The 15,816-nt window shown below is 63.9% G+C and carries 17 protein-coding genes; 12 read left to right on the top strand and 5 right to left on the bottom strand.

All coding sequences use genetic code 11. The features are described from left to right. From EP379_RS08490 to rfbB, 6 genes are read left to right on the top strand one after another with little or no spacing between them, the layout of a single operon-like run. A complete protein-coding gene (locus EP379_RS08490; RefSeq protein ID WP_127477396.1) occupies positions 1 to 735 on the top strand; it encodes a cell division protein ZipA in 735 nt (244 codons plus the stop codon). Beyond that, entirely contained in the window at positions 732 to 2,849 is a 2,118-nt protein-coding gene (gene ligA / locus EP379_RS08485) for an NAD-dependent DNA ligase LigA (protein ID WP_127477395.1), read from the top strand. The genes EP379_RS08490 and ligA overlap by 4 nt, the downstream gene beginning before the upstream one ends. Continuing rightward, positions 2,846 to 3,727 (top strand): glucose-1-phosphate thymidylyltransferase RfbA, encoded by an 882-nt coding sequence (gene rfbA, locus EP379_RS08480; RefSeq protein WP_172600425.1) that lies wholly within the window; start codon positions 2,846 to 2,848, stop codon positions 3,725 to 3,727. The genes ligA and rfbA overlap by 4 nt, the downstream gene beginning before the upstream one ends. Continuing rightward, positions 3,727 to 4,275, top strand: coding sequence for a dTDP-4-dehydrorhamnose 3,5-epimerase (gene rfbC / locus EP379_RS08475; protein WP_127477393.1), 549 nt, complete (start codon positions 3,727 to 3,729; stop codon positions 4,273 to 4,275). The genes rfbA and rfbC overlap by 1 nt, the downstream gene beginning before the upstream one ends. Next, the gene (rfbD, locus tag EP379_RS08470; protein WP_127477392.1) at positions 4,272 to 5,141 is read left to right on the top strand and encodes a dTDP-4-dehydrorhamnose reductase; all 870 of its coding nucleotides are present in this window, start codon (positions 4,272 to 4,274) and stop codon (positions 5,139 to 5,141) included. The genes rfbC and rfbD overlap by 4 nt, the downstream gene beginning before the upstream one ends. Next, positions 5,134 to 6,219, top strand: coding sequence for a dTDP-glucose 4,6-dehydratase (rfbB, locus tag EP379_RS08465; protein ID WP_127477391.1), 1,086 nt, complete (start codon positions 5,134 to 5,136; stop codon positions 6,217 to 6,219). The genes rfbD and rfbB overlap by 8 nt, the downstream gene beginning before the upstream one ends. Before the next feature lie 79 nt (positions 6,220 to 6,298). On the opposite strand, the gene EP379_RS08460 is transcribed toward rfbB, so the two are convergent. The 5 genes from EP379_RS08460 to EP379_RS08440 form a co-directional block, all read right to left on the bottom strand. Then, positions 6,299 to 8,215: a methyl-accepting chemotaxis protein gene (locus EP379_RS08460; RefSeq protein WP_127477390.1), complete on the bottom strand. Its 1,917-nt coding sequence runs from the start codon at positions 8,213 to 8,215 to the stop codon at positions 6,299 to 6,301. 222 nt (positions 8,216 to 8,437) lie between these two features. Then, positions 8,438 to 9,232, bottom strand: coding sequence for a peptidylprolyl isomerase (locus EP379_RS08455; protein ID WP_127477389.1), 795 nt, complete (start codon positions 9,230 to 9,232; stop codon positions 8,438 to 8,440). A gap of 17 nt (positions 9,233 to 9,249) precedes the next feature. After that, the gene (locus tag EP379_RS08450; RefSeq protein WP_127477388.1) at positions 9,250 to 9,516 is read right to left on the bottom strand and encodes a BolA family protein; all 267 of its coding nucleotides are present in this window, start codon (positions 9,514 to 9,516) and stop codon (positions 9,250 to 9,252) included. Further along, positions 9,513 to 9,812: a YciI family protein gene (locus tag EP379_RS08445; RefSeq protein ID WP_127477387.1), complete on the bottom strand. Its 300-nt coding sequence runs from the start codon at positions 9,810 to 9,812 to the stop codon at positions 9,513 to 9,515. The genes EP379_RS08450 and EP379_RS08445 overlap by 4 nt, the downstream gene beginning before the upstream one ends. After that, positions 9,812 to 10,363 (bottom strand): septation protein A, encoded by a 552-nt coding sequence (locus EP379_RS08440; RefSeq protein ID WP_127477386.1) that lies wholly within the window; start codon positions 10,361 to 10,363, stop codon positions 9,812 to 9,814. Before EP379_RS08440 ends, EP379_RS08445 begins: the two co-directional genes overlap by 1 nt. Before the next feature lie 112 nt (positions 10,364 to 10,475). Between EP379_RS08440 and EP379_RS08435 the strand changes: the two genes are divergently transcribed. The 6 genes from EP379_RS08435 (at position 10,476) to scpB (ending at position 15,815) form a co-directional block, all read left to right on the top strand. Further along, the gene (locus EP379_RS08435; RefSeq protein ID WP_127477385.1) at positions 10,476 to 11,324 is read left to right on the top strand and encodes a PHP domain-containing protein; all 849 of its coding nucleotides are present in this window, start codon (positions 10,476 to 10,478) and stop codon (positions 11,322 to 11,324) included. 30 nt (positions 11,325 to 11,354) lie between these two features. Continuing rightward, positions 11,355 to 11,978: an L-threonylcarbamoyladenylate synthase gene (locus EP379_RS08430; RefSeq protein ID WP_127477384.1), complete on the top strand. Its 624-nt coding sequence runs from the start codon at positions 11,355 to 11,357 to the stop codon at positions 11,976 to 11,978. Between the two features lie 14 nt (positions 11,979 to 11,992). After that, positions 11,993 to 12,688, top strand: coding sequence for a site-2 protease family protein (locus EP379_RS08425; RefSeq protein WP_127477383.1), 696 nt, complete (start codon positions 11,993 to 11,995; stop codon positions 12,686 to 12,688). Between the two features lie 9 nt (positions 12,689 to 12,697). After that, positions 12,698 to 13,915: a tryptophan--tRNA ligase gene (locus tag EP379_RS08420; protein ID WP_127477382.1), complete on the top strand. Its 1,218-nt coding sequence runs from the start codon at positions 12,698 to 12,700 to the stop codon at positions 13,913 to 13,915. Between the two features lie 67 nt (positions 13,916 to 13,982). Then, complete coding sequence (locus tag EP379_RS08415; RefSeq protein ID WP_232024016.1) at positions 13,983 to 14,762, top strand: segregation and condensation protein A; 780 nt, start codon at positions 13,983 to 13,985, stop codon at positions 14,760 to 14,762. Positions 14,763 to 15,164: 402 nt separating this feature from the next. After that, complete coding sequence (scpB, locus tag EP379_RS08410) at positions 15,165 to 15,815, top strand: SMC-Scp complex subunit ScpB (protein ID WP_127477380.1); 651 nt, start codon at positions 15,165 to 15,167, stop codon at positions 15,813 to 15,815. Position 15,816 lies beyond the last annotated feature (1 nt).

The following is a 15,816-nucleotide window of genomic DNA, read 5'->3' as shown; positions in this document are numbered from 1 at the left end:
ATGGATGCCTTGCGCGTAAGTTTGTTGCTCATCGGCGTCGTCATCATAGCCGCCATCTACCTGTGGGACCGCAGGCAGAGGCGCCGTGCCGAGCAGGACGACATCATCGACGCAGCGCTGGGCGACGGCGAGCATGCCGGCGACGACGACTGGGATGTGATCCCGCTGTTACGCCATGCCGTGCGCGGTGTGCCGGTGGACGATACCCATCTGCGCGAGTTTGCCGGCATCAACGGTCGTGAGGCCAAGGCGGCAGTGACCGAAGACGTGGTGGCTGATTCCTTCGCTGTGCCACCGGCATCAGATGGCGAGCCGCCGCCGGCCGAGCAACTGCTGGTATTGAGCGTAATCACCCAGGAAGGCGAATTTTTCACCGGCCCGACGCTCTCCGATCTGTTCGAGCGTCTCGGCCTGCAGTATGGCGACATGCGTATCTTTCATCGTCTCGACGCCGCCAGCGGTGAGCCGGTGTTCAGTGTGGTGAGTATCATCGAGCCGGGCTATTTCGATCTGGAAACCCTGCACGAGCTGCGTACGCCAGGGCTGGCACTGTTCATGCGCCTGCCGGGACCGGAGGATGGCCGCGCCGCCTTCGAGGATATGTATGCCACCGCACAGGCCCTGGCCGCCGCCCAGGAGGGGCGTATCGGCGATCAGGCCCGCAATCTGCTGACCGATGCCGCACTGATGCAGATGCGCACCCTGGCCGCACGTTACCGCGCCATCGGATCATGAGCAGCGTTCCTGCCGAGGTACAGCAGCGTGCCGCCGCGCTGCGTGCCGAGCTTGCCCATCACAACTATCTGTACTATGTGCTCGACGCGCCGGAGATCCCGGATGCCGAGTACGACCGCCTGTTCCGCGAGTTGCAGGAACTGGAACAGACCTATCCTGTCCTGCGCACAGCCGATTCTCCCACCCAGCGCGTGGGCGGTGCGGTACTGGAGCGGTTCGCTCCGGTGCACCATGCCGTGCCGATGCTGTCCATCCGCACCGAAACCGATTCCGGCCCTGACGGTGCGCGCAATTTCGACGCACGTATTCGCCGTGAACTGGGGCTCGGGCCGGATGCACCGCCGGTTGAGTATGCCGCGGAACTGAAGTTCGACGGCCTGGCCATCAACCTGCGCTACGAGCGCGGCGTGCTGGTGCAGGCGGCGACGCGGGGCGATGGCGAAACCGGCGAGGACGTGACGCAGAACGTGCGTACCGTCGGTGCGGTGCCGCTGCGCCTGCGCGGCATCGAAGCGGCGGTGTTGGAGGTGCGCGGCGAGATCTACATGCGGCGCGATGCCTTTGAGCGGCTCAATGAGCGCCAGCGGGCAGCGGGCGAGAAGACCTTCGTCAATCCGCGCAACGCCGCCGCCGGTTCCATCCGCCAGCTCGACCCCGCCGTTGCCGCGCGCCGTCCACTCAGTTTCTTCGCCTACGGCCTGGGCGCGGTGGACGGCTGGGAGTTGCCACCGACCCACAGCGCGTTGCTCGATGCCCTGCAGGCCGCGGGCCTGCCGGTGTGTGACGAGCGCGCCGTGGTGCAGGGCGCCGACGGGTTGGTGGCCTTTCATCAGCGCATCGCCGCACGCCGCGATGCGCTGCCCTTCGATATCGACGGTGTGGTGTACAAGGTGAACAGCCTGGCCTTGCAGCAGCGCCTCGGTTTCGTCACGCGCGAGCCGAAATGGGCGGTGGCGCACAAGTATCCGGCACAGGAGCAGCTCACCGTGGTGCGCGCCATCGACATCCAGGTGGGACGCACCGGCAAGCTGACCCCGGTGGCCAAGTTGGAGCCGGTGTTCGTCGGCGGTGTCACCGTCACCAATGCCACGCTGCATAACGAAGACGAGGTGCGACGCAAGGATGTGCGCGTCGGCGACACGGTGATCGTGCGCCGTGCCGGCGACGTGATCCCCGAAGTGGTGGGTGTGGTGCTGGATAGGCGTCCGCGTGACGCTGGCGCGCCGTTCGATCTGTATGCACAACTGCATGGTGAGTGTCCCGAGTGCGGCAGCGCCATTGCCCGCGAGGAGGGCGCCGCCGATTGGCATTGCACCGGTGGCCTGTACTGTCCGGCACAGCGCAAGAATGCTATCCTGCACTTCGCCGGCCGCCGCGCCATGGACATCGAGGGGCTGGGCGAAAAACTGGTGGAGCAACTGGTGGACGGTGGCCTGGTGCATGATGTGGCCGATCTGTATGCGCTCGAAGTCGGGCAGATTGCCGCCTTGGAGCGCATGGGCGATAAGTCGGCGCAGAATCTGATCGACGCCATCGCGCAAAGCCGTGCTACGACCTTGGCCCGTTTCCTGTTCGCTCTTGGCATCCCCGAGGTGGGCGAGGCCACCGCTGCGGCGCTGGCCGCGCACTTCGGCACGCTGGAGGCCTTGCAGCAGGCCGCAACAGAGTATGCGGCAGCCTTGGCGCTGACCGATGATGAAACCGCTGCGGCTCGTGCGCGCCGTCTCAGGGGGCAGGCTTTGCAGCAGGTACCGGACGTTGGTCCGGAGGTGGCGGAGCGTATCGCCACATTTTTCTCCGAACCGCACAACCTGGCGGTGATCGCGCGCCTGCGCGCTGCGGGCGTACACTGGCCGGAGGCGAAGCCCGAGCGCGGTGCGCAGCCACTGGCCGGCAAGACCTTCGTGCTCACCGGAACACTCGCGTCGATGTCGCGCGATCAGGCGAAGGAAAGATTACAGGCGCTGGGCGCCAAGGTGGCGGGCAGCGTATCGAAGAAGACCGATTACGTGGTCGCCGGCAGCGAGGCCGGTTCCAAGCTGGCCAAGGCCGGGGAACTCGGCGTGCCGGTGTTGGACGAGGCGGCGTTATTGAAATTGTTGGAGACATCATGACGCGCAAGGGCATCATCCTCGCCGGCGGTTCCGGCACGCGGCTGTACCCGCTGACCCTGACGGTGAGCAAACAGCTGCTGCCGGTGTACGACAAGCCGATGATCTACTATCCGGTCAGCACCCTGCTGCTGGCCGGCATCCGCGACATCCTGCTCATCTCCACGCCCCACGACCTGCCGCGGTTTCGTGAACTGCTGGGTGACGGCAGCCAGTGGGGCGTCAGTTTCTCCTACGCCGAGCAGCCGCGGCCGGAAGGCCTGGCCCAGGCCTTCATCATCGGCGCCGACTTCGTCGGCAAGGGGCCGTCGGCGTTGATCCTGGGCGACAACATCTTTTACGGCCACGAGCTCACCGACGACCTGCAACGCGCCACGACGCGTGACCGTGGCGCGACGGTGTTCGCCTACCGCGTCAAGAACGCCCGCGCCTACGGCGTGGTGGAGTTCGATACGGAGGGACGCGCCATCTCTATCGAAGAGAAGCCGGCGCAGCCGCGTTCCAACTATGCGGTGACCGGATTGTATTTCTACGATAGCCAGGTGGTGGATATCGCGCGCGACCTCCAGCCGTCGGCGCGCGGTGAGCTGGAAATCACCGATGTCAACCGCTGCTATCTGGAGCAGGGCAGCTTGCAGGTCGAAGTGATGGGGCGCGGTGCCGCCTGGCTGGATAGCGGTACTCATGAGTCCTTGTTGCAGGCCAGTCTGTTCATTCAGACCATCGAAGAGCGGCAGGGCCTCAAGATAGCGTGCCCGGAGGAGATCGCCTGGCGCATGGGCTATATCGACGCCGAGCAGGTGCTGCGGCTCGCCGCACGGTATCGCAACAACGGCTACGGTGACTACCTGCGCCAGATCGTGCAGGAGCGGATATTCTGATGCGCTTTCTCACCACAGCCATTCCGGATGTCTTCGTCATCGAACCACAGGTGTTCGGCGATGCGCGTGGGTTTTTCATGGAAACCTATCATCGCGCCCGGTTCAGCGCGGCGGGTATCGACGCCGATTTCGTGCAGGACAATCACAGCCGTTCGGTCAAGGGCACCTTGCGCGGCCTGCACTATCAGATTCAGCAGGCACAGGGCAAACTGGTGCGAGTGGTGCAGGGCGCGGTATTCGACGTGGCGGTGGACATGCGCCGCTCGTCACCGACCTTCGGGCAGTGGGTGGGCGAGATACTGTCGGCGGAGAACAAGCGTCAGATGTGGGTGCCGCCCGGCTTTGCCCATGGTTTTTATGTGCTGAGCGATAGCGCCGACTTTGTCTATAAGTGCACCGCACTGTATGCGCCGGAGCATGAACGCTGCGTGCGCTGGGATGATGCCACGCTGGCCATCGCCTGGCCGCTGGTGGATGGTGCCGCACCCCTGGTTTCGACCAAGGATGCCGCCGGTGTGTCATTCCGTGAGGCGGAGTGTTATCCATGAAGGTATTGGTTTGCGGTGCCAGCGGACAGCTTGGACACATGTTGTGTGCTACTGTCCCTGGCCATGTGCAGTTGGAGGCCCGTAATTCCGCGCAGCTGGATATAAGCGATCTCGTCGAGGTGGCGCGTGAGGTTGCTGCGCTTCGACCCGCCGTGATCATCAATGCGGCGGCCTACACTGCGGTGGATCGCGCCGAGCAGGAACCGGAACATGCCCATGCGGTGAACGCGCGCGGGCCGGCGCATCTGGCCCAGGCGGCGACGCAGTGCGGCGCACGGCTGATTCACGTCTCCACCGACTATGTGTTCGACGGCACGGCATCGCGGCCGTACCGGCCGCTGGACGCCTGTCATCCCCTGGGTGTCTATGGGGCCAGCAAGCGGGCAGGGGAGGAGGCGGTCTTCGCCATGGCCAGCCAGGGACTCATCGTGCGCACTTCCTGGCTGTATGCGGCGCAGGGCAACAACTTCGTGCGTACCATGCTGCGTCTGATGCGGGAGCGCAGCGAGCTGGGTGTGGTGGCCGATCAGATCGGCAGTCCCACCTGGACCGGTACGTTGGCCGCCGCCCTGTGGGCGGCGGTACAGCGGCCACAACTCCATGGTATCTATCACTGGGCCGATCTGGGCGTGGCCTCGTGGTATGACTTTGCCGTGGCGATTCAGGAAGAGGCGCAGGCGTTGGGCCTGTTGCAACAGGCGATTCCCGTTCGCCCGCTGCGCAGTGAGGAGTATCCCACCCCCGCGCGCCGGCCGGCTTACAGCGTACTGGATACCAGCGACGCGCGACGGGACTTTGAGTTGGCCGGCATGCACTGGCGTGCGGTCTTGCGAATGATGCTGAAGGAATTAACCAACGATGCGTAAGCTGCTGGTCACCGGCGGCGCCGGTTTCATCGGCGTCAACTTCGTACACTATTGGCTGGCACGGCATCCCGGCGATCGACTGGTGGTGCTGGACGCGCTTACCTATGCCGGCAATCCGGCGAGCCTGCCATCTGCGGCTGGTAATCCCGCCTATCGTTTCGTGCATGGCGACATATGCGATCAGTCCCTGGTGGAGCGTATACTGCGTGAGGAGGGTATCGATACCGTCGTACACTTCGCCGCCGAGTCGCATGTGGATCGTTCCATCACCGGCCCGGATGCCTTCATCTCCACCAACGTGGTCGGCACCCATGTCCTGCTCAAGGCGGCCAAGGCGGTGTGGTTCGACGGTCATGGTGGCTGGCCGGAGCGCGCCCTGTTTCATCACGTGTCCACCGACGAGGTCTACGGTTCACTCAGTGAAGATGCCCCGCCGTTCACCGAACAGACACCCTATGCCCCGAACTCACCCTACGCCGCCTCCAAGGCGGCGTCGGATCACCTGGTGCGCGCCTATCACCACACCTATGGCATGCCGGTAACCACCAGCAACTGCTCCAACAATTATGGCCCCTATCAGTTTCCCGAGAAGCTGATCCCTCTGATGTTGGTCAATGCCCTGCAGGGCAAGCCCCTCCCTGTTTATGGCGACGGTCGCAATGTGCGTGACTGGCTCTACGTGGACGATCATTGCCGCGGCATCGAGCTGGTGATGGAGAAGGGGCGGCGCGGAGAGACCTACAACATCGGCGGCAATAACGAGTGGCGCAACATCGACATCGTGCAGTTGCTGTGCCGCCTGCTTGATGAGCGCTTTGCCGCCGATGCAGAGCTGCGTCGCCGCTTCCCGCAGGCGCCGGCGGCCGGGGGGCGTTCCACCGCGGAACTCATCACCCACGTCACCGATCGGCCGGGCCACGATCGCCGCTACGCCATCAATGCCGACAAGGCGCGGCGCGAGTTGGGCTACGTGCCCCAGGAAACCTTCGAAAGCGGCATCCGCAAGACTTTGGCCTGGTATCTGGACAACGAGGCCTGGTGGCGGGGGATCATGGACGGCAGTTATCGGGCCGGATAGGCTCAGGCGGCAAGTTGCAAGTGACAAGAACAGGAATTGTATCCTGCTTGTCACTTGTCACTTGTCACTTGTCACCGGGTTAGACCTTGAAGCGACCGACCAGGGCCTCCAGCTCATCGGCCAGACGGCGGATGTCGGCCGAGGCGGCTGCCGTCTGATGTGAACCCTCTGCCGACATTTCGGCGATGTGGCTGATGTTGCTGATGTTCTTGTTCAGCTCTTCGGCCACCGCGCTCTGTTCCTCCACCGCGCTGGCGATTTGCGTATTCATATCGGAAATCACGCCCACGGCCGAGGCAATGGCATCCAGGGACTCGCCGGCACTGCGTGCCTGATTAACCGTTGCCTGGGCACGGGCACGGCTTTTCTCCATGGTACGGGCGGCGGCGACCGCGGCTTCCTGCAGTTGCCCAATCATCGCTTCGATTTCCTGGGTCGATTTCTGTGTACGCTGGGCCAGTACGCGCACCTCGTCGGCGACGACGGCAAAGCCGCGGCCCTGTTCGCCGGCCCGGGCCGCCTCGATGGCGGCATTCAAGGCCAGCAGGTTGGTTTGTTCGGCAACGCCCCGGATGACATCGAGCACGGCGCCGATGTTGCGGCTGTCCGCTTCCAATTGCTGCATGGCGCTGGCGGCCTGTTCGACCTCGCCGGCCAGGGTGTTGATGGCGTGAATGGTTTGCCCCACCTCCTGTTGCCCATGCTCGGCCTGCCTGTCGGCCATGCCGGCGGACTCGGCGGCGGCGGCGGCACTGCGTGCCACTTCCTGCACCGTGGCGGCCATTTCGTTGATGGCAGTGGCGACCTGATCCGTTTCCGACTGCTGTGCCTGGATGCCGCGTGTGGTTTCCGTGGTAATCGCGTTCATGCGATCCGTCGCGTTGTGCAGTTGGCCGGTGGCGCTGGCGACCTGTTGCACCAGTTGCTGGATCTTGGCAGTGAAGCGGTTGAAGGCATCGGCCAGCCGCGCCAGTTCGTCTTTGCCGCTGGCATCCAGGCGTTGGGTCAGATCGCCTTCGCCTTCGGCGATGTTCTGCAATGTCGCCACCGTCACGCACAGCGGGCGGGTGATGGTGCGCGCCACCACCCAGGACAGCAGCAGGCCCAGGGTCAGGGCGATGACGCCAATGAGCAGGGTGGTGTTGCGCGCATCGTTGATGGCAGCGACGAAGAGGCTGCGATCGGCGGCCAGTTCCACCACGCCGATGGGTTTGCCGGAATAGTCCAGCACGGTGTTGGCATAGATGGACAGCGGTTTGCCGCCCAGTTCCATGCGGCGGATCTGCGGCTTGCCGTCGAAGGCCTGGCGCAACTCGCCCTCCTCGAACAGCTTGGCGCCTTCGCCCAGGGTGCTGGCGAAGGCCTTGAAGCTGCCGTCCGGCTGGCGGATGCGGAAGATGATGTCCACGTTGTAGGTGGCCTTGAACTGATCGAAGAACGGCTGGCCGAAGGACATGCCGGTTTCTACCGATCCGATGTGCTTGCCCTGATGGAACACCGGCACCACACCGCGGATGCCGAGACCGGCGACACCACTTTCCAGGCCGGCAACGGGCTTGCGTTCCAGATTGGTCTGCACCACGGTATGGCGGAAGGAGGACAGGTCATCGCCGAACTTGTTGGGCATGTGCACGCGGAAGAACGTGGTGGCCGGCGGGGTGTGATACTGCATCTGCACCACGGCATAGTTTTTCTTCAGTTCGGCGAAAGCCGGCAGCAACATCGCACCCAGGCGATCGCGCTGGCCGGCGGCCATGGCCTGCTGGAAGTCGGGTACCTGCGCCAGGAACATGGCCAAGGTTTCCGCCAGGCGGCCTTCCGCCCGAATCTGGTCCATCATGGTCTGGTAATGGCGATTGAGTGAGCGTTGCTCGTTGTCGCTGATGAGACTGTTTATCTTGCCGAGGACAACGGGAATGATGATGGCCAGGGCCAAGACGAGGACCAGGGTGGAACCCAGTTGAATGCGTGTGCCGATACGCAGGTTGTTCAGCATTTTTTTCTCCATGAACGATGTGCTGGTGCGAACTCCGACGCTCCGGCCGGGGCTTCGGATAGTGTAAGCCAGTTCACGCTGAATGTGGTGGGAATACGGACAGCACGACAGCGTCCATACTTGAACGGCGCTTCGGGATGTCGCAGCGGCAGGTCTGGTTACGGCGGGGCGGGGAATGAACACCGGCTCCCGGGTTGCTGCACGGGAGCCGGTGGTGCGAATTTACTTGGTCTTTAGATCGACCTTGGCGCCACTGCGCAGCTTGTCGAGATACGCGGCGATGTGGCGCTGCTGCAGGAAGTTCTGCAACTGCGGCTTGATGGATTCATAGTCCGGAGCTTGACCCTGACGGGTATCGTCCAGTGCAATGACGTGCCAGCCGAATTGGGTCTGTACCGGGCTCTTGCTGTAGCTGCCTTTCTTCATGCTGCTGACCGCCTTGGCAAAGGGCTCCACCATCTGGCCGGCGGGGAACCAGCCGAGGTCACCGCCAGCCTGGGCGGAGGAGTCGATGGATTTCTCGTTGGCCAGGGTGGAGAAGTCGGCGCCACGATCCAGGGCTGTAATCAGGGCCTTGGCCTCGTCCTCGGTTTTCACCAGGATGTGGCGGGCCTTGTACTCCTGCTGCTGCATCTTGGGCAGCTGCGCCTGATATTCCTTCTTCATTTCCTCCTCGGTCACCGGATTGGCCAGCATGGCCTCACGCACAGCGGCATTGAGCAGGATCTTCACCCGCACCTGATCCAACTCGGCGACGACATCGGCACGCTTGTCCAGCTTCTGCTTGAGCGCATCCTGATAGACCAGTTCGCGCGAAATCAACTCGTTGATGATCAGGTCGCGGCGCTGCGCCTGTTCCGGCGTCAGCTTGAAGTCACGGATGTAGCCGTCCACGTCCTTTTGCAGGATGTTGCGGCCGTTGACCGTGGCCACCACGTCGGTGGGGGCGGCCATAACGGGGACGGCCAGCGCCACGCACAGGGCGGAGGCGGTCAGTATCTTCCATTGCAGTTTCATCAGGGGGCTTCCTTTGGTCAGGTTTCATCGGGGGTGCGCGCCTCGATACTGAGGGCGTGCACTTCGTTTTGCTGCATCATTTCGGCGAGGGCGGCGTAAACCATGCGGTGGCGTTGCAGGGTGCCCTGGCCTCGAAATGCCTCGGCGACGATATGGACACGGAAATGGCCGCCGCCGCCCGCGCTGGCATGGCCGGCATGTTTCTGGCTGTCATCGATGATCTCCAGCCGCTGGGGTGCCAGGGTGGCAGTGAGGCGGTCGCGGATTGCATCCACACGGTTCATGGCAACACCTTTCGGAACGGTTTCACGGTGACTTCGGCGTACACGCCGGCGGCCACATAAGGGTCGGCAGCGGCCCAGTCCTGCGCGTCTTGCAGCGAGGCGAATTCCGCCACCACCAGGCTGCCGCTGAAGCCGGCCGGACCGGGGTCCTCGCTGTCGATGGCCGGATGCGGCCCGGCGAGCAGGAGACGCCCCTCGGCCTTGAGTTGTTCCAGACGCCTGAGGTGCTCCGGGCGTGCCTTCTGTCGGTGCGGCAGGCTGTCGGGCACATCCCGGCTGATAATGGCATAGAACATTAGTCGCTCTCCTGGCTGTCGGGTTCCGTTCTGACGTGGCGCGCCAGATAAAAGGCCTGCGCTACCATGAAGGCCAGGGTCAGGCCCATCATGCCGAACAGCTTGAAATTGACCCAGGTGTCGGTATCGAAGCGGTACACGACATACAGATTGGCGCCGCCGAGGGCGAGAAAGAACCCGGCCCAGGCCAGGTTCAGACGCTGCCAGATGGCGGCAGGCAGGGCGATGGCCGTGCCCATCATGCGTTCCACCAGCGTCTTGCGGCCGATGAAGCGGCTGCCGAGGAAGGCGGCACCGAACAGCCAGTTGACCACCGTGGGCTTCCATTTGATGAATTCTTCGTTGTGCAGCCACAGGGTGGCGCCGCCCAGTACGGCGATGAGGCCGAGGGTGACCAGGTGCATGGTTTCGAAACGGCGGTGGCGCCACCAGAACCAGCCCACCTGCACAAAGGCGGCGACGATGGCCACAGCGGTTGCCACATAGATGTCGTGCAGTTTATAGGCCAGGAAAAACAGCAGGACGGGGAACAGATCGAACAGCAGTTTCATGAAGGCAGGGGAACACCGGGTTATCTGACTGATGTGCCCCACTTTAGCACATCGACGGGCGCAGAAGCATGACCAACATCCTGTCTGGGGCTTGGGGTAGAATGACGTCCCTATGTCCTGCCACGACCTCCACAGCCATAGTTGGGTTTCCGACGGAACACTCAGCCCGACCGCATTGGTGCAGCGCGCCGCCGCCGCCGGGGTGGACGTGTTGGCGCTGACCGACCATGATGACACCGCCGGTTGTGCCGAGGCCCAGGCCGCTGCCGCAGCCTGTGGCATCGAGGTGCTGGCCGGGGTGGAGGTGTCGGTGACCTGGCAGGGGATGACCGTTCACGTCGTTGGCCTCGCCATCGACCCGGCAGCCCCGGCCCTGCAGGCCGGGCTGGAGAGGCTGCGGGAGTTCCGCGGCTGGCGCGCCGAGGAGATGGGCCGGCGCCTGGCGGCGCGCGGCATCGACGGCGCCTATGAGGGCGCGGCGGCCCTGAGCCGCGGCCGCATCATCAGCCGCACCCACTTTGCCCACTATCTGGTCAGCCGCGGCTGCGGCAAGGACGTGCGCGACATCTTCAAGCACTACCTCAAGCGCAACAAGCCGGGCCATGTGCCGGGCCAGTGGGCGGCACTGGAAGAGGCGGTGGGCTGGATCCGCGCCGCCGGCGGGGTGGCGGTGCTGGCTCATCCGGCGCGTTACGAGCTGACCTCCAGCAAGCTGCGCCGCCTGCTCGGCGAGTTCATGGAGTGTGGCGGCGAGGCCATGGAGGTGATCTCAGGCAGCCATACCCCCGACGATGTGCAGGCCATGGCGCGTCATGCCCGCGCCCTCGGTCTGCTGGCCTCGGCCGGTTCCGATTTCCATGGCCCGGAGAATCCCTGGGTCGAACTGGGCCGTCTGCCGCCCTTGCCCGAGGGCCTCACCCCGGTGTGGCAGCACTGGCAAGCGGCGCGCGGCGCCGCCTGATTTCCCTATATTTCCCGAGTCATTGTTGCCATGAGCCAGTTTTTCCAAATCCATGCCGGAACGCCGCAGCCACGCCTGATCCGTCAGGCGGCGGACCTGTTGCGCGGCGGCGCCGTCATTGTCTATCCCACCGACTCCGGCTATGCCCTCGGCTGCCTCAGCGGCGACAAGGATGCCATCGAACGCATCCGCCAGATCCGCCGCCTGGACGAGCGCCACAACTTCACCCTGGTGTGCCGCGACCTGTCGGAGATCGCCACCTATGCCAAGGTGGACAACAGCACCTATCGCCTGCTCAAGCAGCTGACGCCGGGACCGTATACCTTCATCCTGGACGCCACCCGCGAGGTGCCGCGCCGCCTGCAGCACCCCAAGCGCAAGACCATCGGCATCCGCGTACCGGACAACGCCATCGCCCAGGCCCTGCTGGCGGAACTGGGCGAACCGCTGATGAGCACCACCCTGATCCTGCCCGGTGACGACTTGCCGCTGAGTGATCCCTATGAGTTCCGCAGTCAGTTGGAGCGCCAGGTGGACCTGATCATCGACGGCGGCTACGGCGATCTGGAACCCACCACGGTCATCGATCTGGTGGACGGCGTGCCGGTGGTGGTGCGCCAGGGCAAGGGCGACGCCAGCCGTCTCGAGGGCTGAGGTATACTGCCCCGATGGATGAACTGAATCTGCTGCAACGGGTGGTGGTCTGGGCCCTGCCGGTGCTGTTCGCCATCACCGTGCATGAAACCGCCCACGGCTGGATGGCGCTGCGCCTGGGGGACCCCACCGCCATGATGCTGGGGCGCCTCAGCATCAATCCGATCAAGCACATAGACCCCATCGGCACGGTGCTGGTGCCGGGGGTGCTGCTGTTGCTGGGCGGTTTTTTGTTCGGCTGGGCCAAGCCGGTGCCCATCACCTACGAAAACCTGCGCCACCCCAAGCGCGACATGGCCCTGGTGGCGGCGGCGGGGCCGCTGTCGAACCTGGTGATGGCTCTGTTCTGGGCACTGGTCATCCGCCTCGGCCTGGAACTGGGGGCGGGAACCGGGGCCGGCATCTATCTGGTGTACAGCGGTGTGGCCGGCATCTTCATCAATACCATTCTGATGGTGCTGAACCTGTTGCCGCTGCCGCCACTGGATGGCGGCCGGGTGCTGGTGGGGGTGTTGCCGGGGCCCCTGTCCTGGCGCGTGTCCCGCCTCGAACCCTACGGTTTCCCGATCCTGCTGGTGCTGCTGTTCACCGGCCTGCTGGGCAAGATCCTGTGGCCGGTCATCGAACTGATGCTGTGGGCGATGTCCGGCATCTCTGGCCTGTCCGGTGAGCTTTATATAGGCTTGCTTTCCGTTTTGATGAATCTCTAGGAGTTTCACTTGAATTCCGTCGTCTCGTCCCACCAGCGCGTCCTCTCCGGCATGCGCCCCACCGGCCGGCTCCATCTGGGCCATTACCACGGGGTGCTGAAGAACTGGATCAAGTTGCAGCACGAATACGACTGCTTCTTCTTCGTCGCCGACTGGCACGCCCTGACCACTTCCTATGACAACACTGCGGGCATCAACGCCTCGGTGTGGGAAATGGCGGTGGACTGGCTGGCCGCCGGCGTCAATCCCGGTGCGGCCAAGATATTCATCCAGTCGCGCGTGCCGGAGCATGCCGAGCTGCATCTGCTGTTGTCGATGATCACCCCGCTGGGTTGGCTGGAACGCGTGCCGACCTACAAGGACCAGCAGGAAAAGCTGAAGGAAAAGGATCTCGCTACCTACGGTTTTCTCGGTTATCCGCTGTTGCAGAGCGCCGATATCCTTATCTACCGCGCCGGTCTGGTGCCGGTGGGCGAGGACCAGGTGGCCCACGTGGAGATCACCCGCGAGGTGGCGCGTCGTTTCAATCACCTCTATGGCCGCGAACCGGACTTCGAGGCCAAGGCCGAGGCGGCAGTGAAGAAGATGGGCAAGAAGAACGCCAAGCTGTATCACGAGCTGCGCAAGCGCTATACCGAACAGGGTGACCATGAGGCGCTGGCCACCGGCCGTGCCCTGCTGGAGTCGCAGCAGAACATCACCCTGGCCGATCGCGAACGCCTGTTCGGTTATCTCGACGGCGCCGGACGCACCATTCTGCCCGAGCCGCAGGCGCTGCTGACTCCGGCCTCCAAGATGCCGGGGCTGGACGGGCAGAAGATGTCCAAGTCCTACAACAACACCATTGCCCTGCGCGACGAACCCAAGCAGGTGGAGCAGAAGCTGCGCACCATGCCCACCGATCCGGCGCGCGTGCGCCGCAGCGACGCCGGCGACCCCGCCAAGTGTCCGGTGTGGCAACTGCACCAGGTGTATTCCGACGATACCGTGAAGAGCTGGGTGATGGAGGGTTGCACCAGCGCCGGCATCGGCTGCCTGGACTGCAAGCAGCCGGTGGTGGATGCCGTGTTGAACGAACTGCGCCCGATCCAGGAGCGCGTGGTCGAGTTCAGCAATGACCCGGAGCGGGTGCGCAACATCCTGGCCGAGGGCAGCGAGGCGGCGCGCAGCGTGGCGCGCGCCACTCTCGATGAGGTGCGCCAGGTCATGGGGCTCAGTTACCGGTAAGGGACGCGACGTGAGCGAAGCCGAAACAGTGGAAGTCGCCAAGGCGGAGAGTCCGCAGCAGCAGGAGATGCCCTTTGCCATCGTGCAGGGCGCGCCGCTCCTGGAGCTGCCCAAGGATCTCTACATTCCGCCGCAGGCGCTGGAGGTGTTCCTCGAGGCCTTCGAGGGACCGCTCGATCTGCTGCTGTACCTGATCCGGCGGCAGAACCTCGACATCCTCGACATTCCCATTGCCGAGATCACCCACCAGTACATCGAGTACGTGGAGATGATGAAGGTGGTGAACCTGGAACTGGCGGCGGAGTACCTGGTGATGGCCGCCATGCTGGCGGAGATCAAGTCACGCATGCTGCTGCCGCGTCCGCCCGGTGCCGAGGAGGACGAGGAGGATCCGCGCGCCGAGCTGGTGCGGCGCCTGCAAGAGTATGAACGTTACAAGAAGGCCGCCGAGGACATCGACGCACTGCCGCGCATCGACCGCGACACCTTTCCGGTCAGCATCGAGGTGCCGCACCGCGAGGTGGTACGCGCCCATCCCGAGGTGGACCTGAAAGAGCTGCTGCTGGCCATTGCCGACGTGATGCGCCGCGCCGAGATGTTTGCCCACCACCACATCCGCCGCGAGCCGCTGTCGGTGCGCGAGCGCATGTCGCAGGTGCTGGAAGCGCTCACCCCCGATCACTTCACCGAATTCACCACCTTGTTCCGCATCGACGAGGGCAAGCGCGGCGTGGTGGTGACCCTGCTGGCGATCCTGGAGCTGATCAAGCAGTCGCTGGTGGAGCTGATCCAGACCGAACCCTTCGGCCCGATCCACGTCAAGGTCGTGGCGGCGAGCGAACAGTAAAGCGAAGAGATTTCAACGCAAAGGTGCAAAGAACGCCAAGGACGCAAAGGTTTTTATGCGTGATGTGGATGTGCTGTATTTCTCCGGCCATCGTACCGCGCCGTCTCGGTAGCATGGCCGCGACGGGCACATGGTGTTTGCCCGAACATTGGCGGATGATGAAGCGAGTTCCCGCAACACATGACGGAACCTTTGCGTGCTTGGCGCCTTTGCGGTGAATTAAGGAAGGTCTGAATAAGTCCATCCTGGACTTCTCAGACCACGCCAAGCGAAAAGTGTGATTTTCGCTTGGCTTCATTTTTTCAACGACTTATCGTCGTTGAAAAATGGCGGCACATCCCTGTGCCGCGGAAGCTCTGAACTTATTCAGAGCTTCCTTAATCATTTTTCAGGATGGACGCGATGAACCCGGAACAACTGCGCAACATCATCGAGGCGGCACTGTTCGCCGCCAGCGAGCCGCTCAATGCCGAGCGGCTGCAGGCTTTGTTTGACGAGGAGCAGCAGCCATCGCGCGACACGCTGCATCAGGCATTGCTGCAATTGCAGCAGGATTATGAGGGGCGTGGTATCGAGCTGAAAGAGGTGGCCACCGGCTTCCGCTTCCAGGCGCGCCAGGAAGTGTCGACCTGGGTATCGCGCCTGTGGGAGGAAAAACCGCAGCGCTACACCCGCGCCACGCTGGAGACCCTGGCCCTGATCGCCTATCGCCAGCCCATCACCCGCGCCGAGATCGAGGACATCCGCGGCGTCACCGTGAGCAGCAACATCATCAAGACCCTGCAGGAACGCGACTGGATTCGTGTCGTCGGCCACCGCGATGTGCCGGGTCGTCCGGCGATGTTCGCCACCACGCGCCACTTCCTCAACTACTTCAACCTGAAGAGCCTGGACGAACTGCCGCCGCTGTCCGAGCTGATGGATATCGACAAGATCAACGCGGAGCTGGACCTGCGCGAGCCGGGGGGCGAGGGCAGCGGCGAGACGGCGGCAGTGGCGCTAGCAGCCGCCATGCCGGCCTACGATCCGGCCTTCGAGCCCACCGATGCCTGAG

The sequence above is a fragment of the Sulfurivermis fontis genome (assembly GCF_004001245.1).
Lineage (GTDB): Bacteria > Pseudomonadota > Gammaproteobacteria > Thiohalomonadales > Thiohalomonadaceae > Sulfurivermis > Sulfurivermis fontis.
The sequence above is the reverse complement of the archived record's forward strand: the minus strand, read 5'-3'. Positions and strand labels throughout refer to the sequence as shown.

Excerpts from the sequence above, each read along its gene's own strand:
- scpB (WP_127477380.1), top strand. The coding sequence starts at position 15,165 with ATGAACCCGGAACAACTGCGCAACATCATCGAGGCGGCACTGTTCGCC.
- EP379_RS08450 (WP_127477388.1), bottom strand. The coding sequence starts at position 9,516 with ATGAACCGTGTGGATGCAATCCGCGACCGCCTCACTGCCACCCTGGCA.
- EP379_RS08425 (WP_127477383.1), top strand. The coding sequence starts at position 11,993 with ATGGATGAACTGAATCTGCTGCAACGGGTGGTGGTCTGGGCCCTGCCG.
- rfbC (WP_127477393.1), top strand. The coding sequence starts at position 3,727 with ATGCGCTTTCTCACCACAGCCATTCCGGATGTCTTCGTCATCGAACCA.
- EP379_RS08445 (WP_127477387.1), bottom strand. The coding sequence starts at position 9,812 with ATGTTCTATGCCATTATCAGCCGGGATGTGCCCGACAGCCTGCCGCAC.
- EP379_RS08430 (WP_127477384.1), top strand. The coding sequence starts at position 11,355 with ATGAGCCAGTTTTTCCAAATCCATGCCGGAACGCCGCAGCCACGCCTG.
- EP379_RS08490 (WP_127477396.1), top strand. The coding sequence starts at position 1 with ATGGATGCCTTGCGCGTAAGTTTGTTGCTCATCGGCGTCGTCATCATA.
- ligA (WP_127477395.1), top strand. The coding sequence starts at position 732 with ATGAGCAGCGTTCCTGCCGAGGTACAGCAGCGTGCCGCCGCGCTGCGT.
- EP379_RS08440 (WP_127477386.1), bottom strand. The coding sequence starts at position 10,363 with ATGAAACTGCTGTTCGATCTGTTCCCCGTCCTGCTGTTTTTCCTGGCC.
- EP379_RS08435 (WP_127477385.1), top strand. The coding sequence starts at position 10,476 with ATGTCCTGCCACGACCTCCACAGCCATAGTTGGGTTTCCGACGGAACA.
- rfbB (WP_127477391.1), top strand. The coding sequence starts at position 5,134 with ATGCGTAAGCTGCTGGTCACCGGCGGCGCCGGTTTCATCGGCGTCAAC.
- rfbA (WP_172600425.1), top strand. The coding sequence starts at position 2,846 with ATGACGCGCAAGGGCATCATCCTCGCCGGCGGTTCCGGCACGCGGCTG.
- EP379_RS08455 (WP_127477389.1), bottom strand. The coding sequence starts at position 9,232 with ATGAAACTGCAATGGAAGATACTGACCGCCTCCGCCCTGTGCGTGGCG.
- rfbD (WP_127477392.1), top strand. The coding sequence starts at position 4,272 with ATGAAGGTATTGGTTTGCGGTGCCAGCGGACAGCTTGGACACATGTTG.
- EP379_RS08415 (WP_232024016.1), top strand. The coding sequence starts at position 13,983 with ATGCCCTTTGCCATCGTGCAGGGCGCGCCGCTCCTGGAGCTGCCCAAG.
- EP379_RS08460 (WP_127477390.1), bottom strand. The coding sequence starts at position 8,215 with ATGCTGAACAACCTGCGTATCGGCACACGCATTCAACTGGGTTCCACC.